This window comes from Hassallia byssoidea VB512170 (assembly GCF_000817785.2).
Lineage (GTDB): Bacteria > Cyanobacteriota > Cyanobacteriia > Cyanobacteriales > Nostocaceae > Hassallia > Hassallia carrinoi.
The window spans coordinates 1-2699 of record NZ_JTCM02000219.1; the positions used below are offsets into that span (position 1 = coordinate 1).

A 2699-nucleotide genomic window follows, 5' to 3' on the forward strand; every position below is an offset into this window, starting at 1 on the left:
TTCACATACCTCGGCTCGAAAGTTATTTCCCATGAAGAAAGCAAAGAAAGTTTCTGCTTCTAATAATTTAGTGCATCTTCATGGAGAATTGGTATAAGATAGCGTTGTCCGAAACCTTGAAATAAAGTTATGCGTGTATTTTCTGGTTTTTTCTCGTCTGTGTACTTTCCAGATAACAAACCAAATCCTAAAGGGCTATAAGCGAGTAAACCAACATTTGTGTAACGAGAAACTTCTGCTAAAGCTGAATCAAATACGCGATTTAGCAAGTTATAAGCATTTTGAATCGAGATAACTTTGGGTAATCCTTGCTGTTTGGCGATATGAACAAACTCGCTAACTCCCCAAGGTGTCTCATTACTCAAACCCAGATAACGAATTTTCCCGGCTTTGATGACCGAAGCAAATGCTTCTAATTGTTCGGTAATACTGATAGTTTCACGTTCCAAATCCGGTTTGTACTCTGTTTGTCCAAAAGTGGGAACATAGCGTTCGGGCCAGTGAATTTGGTATAAATCTATATAATCTGTTTGCAATCGCTTCAGGCTATCATCTACCGCTTGCTTAATGTTATCGCGGTCAATTTTGATGTTTCCTCCCCGCAGCCATTTAAACGGACGACCGGGACCGGCAATTTTTGTGGCAATAATCAGGCGCGAACGCTGTTGTTTTTTCAACCATTCACCAATGTAAGCTTCCGTTTTTCCTTGAGTTTCACCACGCGGGGGTACTGGGTACATCTCCGCAGTATCAATAAAATTTATCCCTTGAGCAACAGCATAATCTAACTGTTGATGCGCTTCTTCAATGGTATTCTGCTGTCCATAAGTCATGGTTCCCAAACAAATTTCCGAAACCTTAAGGTCACTTTCGCCAAGTTGATTGTATTTCATATTCTTGAATTAATTCTCTTGATTACTTTTAGCAAAAAAAGTAATACAACGGCGATTTGACTAAAAATACACTAAGTCTACCGACTTACCGGAGTTAATTTTTCTAAAAGGTATATTACCAGATATGATTCCTAAAGACAAGCCGATCGCCCTAATTTTAAATTATGTATAGTATGTAGCTAGAAATACTCATTTCATACAAACTGTATGAAATACTGCTATCTAGTAATATAAATCTGTACTAAATCGACCAATTTACCGTATATTTATTAATGAGGCGATTTGGTCATTGCCATAAAATGATTTTATCTTGCCTAATTTTGTGATTAGCAGGGGATAGTTTTGATGACGATCCAGATACAAAGCACCGAATCAGAGTAGCGATAAAGCGCAAAATTGAAGCTTTTACCTCATTGCTAATAAGAGTTTTCTTTTTTATCTAATGTTATCCGAAGACGTGCGTGTAGAAGCACAGAGGATTTGTACCAGACCGAATTGTGTGTTCTATGAAAATGAAAAAAGAATTTGGGAATTTTCTGTTTACTTTACCAATGTTTTTGATGCTGTTTTTCTTAGCAGCTAGCGCGAAAACTCTTGCTCAAGAAGAAACACAGATAAAGGCAGAAACTTCATCACCGACATTATTACCTTTAGATGAAACTGTGCTTGAGGCAGGAGGTACAGCAAATTCTACTTTCGCGGATGTCAAATTAGCGCCCCTACCTGAGATAATTGCTCAAAAGCCACCGGAAACAACACCCGTTGAACCCGTCAACGAGTCACCAGTGACATCGGTATCGGAACTTTCCGATATACAACCGACAGACTGGGCATTTCAAGCACTTCAATCTTTAGTTGAGCGGTATGGATGTATAGCAGGCTATCCTGACAGGAAATATCGCGGAAATCGAGCTTTAACGCGGTACGAATTTGCAGCAGGATTAAATGCTTGCTTAGACCAAGTAACGAAATTGATTGCATCATCAACGGCAAATCTGGCAACAAAAGAAGATTTAGTAACTTTACAACGGTTATCAGAGGAATTTCGCCCAGAACTTGCTCAATTCCGGGGAAGATTAGATACTTTAGAAGCGCGATCGGCACAAGTCGAAGCAAATCAGTTTTCAACTACAACTAAATTGCTGGGTGATGCCATATTTGTGGCAGCTGATACTTTTGGTGACAGGGCAAATAATAGACCTGCTAACGATACCAAAGATGATACAAATACTTTTCTTTCTTACCGCGCTAGACTTGTGCTTCAAACTAGCTTTACGGGTAAAGACCAACTAACAACAGCTTTACAAGCAGACAATATCCCTATTTTGGGAAGCAGTACGGGAACGCAAATGACCCGTTTTGCTTTGGATAGGTCTACTAATTATCCAGAAGGGAATTTGTTTCTTGCCAACTTATACTATCGTTTCCCTGTAGGCAATAATGCTAATGTTTTTATTGGTACTAGAACCCTAAACTTTCCTATTTGGGTACCGACACTGAACGCTTTGAATGGTAATCCCTTACAAGGTGGTTTCTCTCGATTTGGACAGTTTAACCCGACTGTGTACCGTCCTGGCTTTGATGGTGCAGGTGCAGCTTTAACATACAAATTTAGCGATCGCCTGCAAGTACATTTAAGTTACATCGCCGATAACTTTTTTGCAAATCGACCCGAAAATGGGATTTTTAACAATAGTTCCCAAGCAGCGATCGCCCTTGGGCTGAACCTGGACAAAAATGGACAGCCTTCATCCGAAAATGTCGTGGGGGATCGAGGATCTAGTAAACAAGGCTGTCCATTTTTGT

Annotated in this window: 1 protein-coding gene and 1 pseudogene; one reads left to right on the forward strand and one right to left on the reverse strand. The window is 39.8% G+C overall.

The features are described from left to right. Positions 1-62: 62 nt before the first annotated feature. Positions 63-893 (reverse strand): annotated as a pseudogene (locus PI95_RS34975) (aldo/keto reductase); the annotation flags it as partial. 512 nt (positions 894-1405) lie between these two features. Here PI95_RS34975 and PI95_RS34980 point away from each other — a divergent pair. After that, a partial coding sequence (locus PI95_RS34980; protein ID WP_163519482.1) for an iron uptake porin occupies positions 1406-2699 on the forward strand: 1294 nt, incomplete at its 3' end.